Origin of the sequence: Kitasatospora sp. NPDC059571 (assembly GCF_042735675.1) — a bacterium.
In the GTDB taxonomy this organism is placed as follows: Bacteria; Actinomycetota; Actinomycetes; order Streptomycetales; family Streptomycetaceae; genus Kitasatospora.
The window spans coordinates 1-339 of sequence record NZ_JBHWBW010000773.1; the positions used below are offsets into that span (position 1 = coordinate 1).

1 protein-coding gene is annotated in these 339 nt (G+C 78.5%); it reads right to left on the reverse strand.

Annotation, left to right across the window (positions count from 1 at the left end):
• Positions 1–141 precede the first annotated feature (141 nt).
• Positions 142–339, reverse strand: a 198-nt coding sequence (locus ACFV0G_RS38880; protein WP_380558488.1) for a hypothetical protein, incomplete at its 5' end; no start/stop codon positions are given.

Sequence of the window (339 nt, forward strand, 5' to 3'; positions counted from 1 at the left end):
GATTCCTCTGAGCCCCCGCCCCGGCGGCGGGGTGGCTGACTGGGGCTCCTCTGGCTGCCGGGCGGGGTCGAGGCGGGGGGGTGGACGTGTGCGCCGCGCCCCCCCCCGCGCCCCTATATCGGGACTGCGGGTGAGCGGTCGTCAGTCGGCCGAGCGGCGCGGGCGGCCCGTCCCGTAGGTGGAGCCGCTGCGCGAGCCGGAGCCCGGCTTGGCCCGGCCGGAGGAGCGGCCGATGAAGCCCGCCGCGGTGCGGCTGCCGCCGGTGGCGGCGGCCGGGTCCACGTTGGACTCGTCGGTGCTGTGGCGGCGGGGGTTTCGCGGTGGGGGGAGGTCCATTGT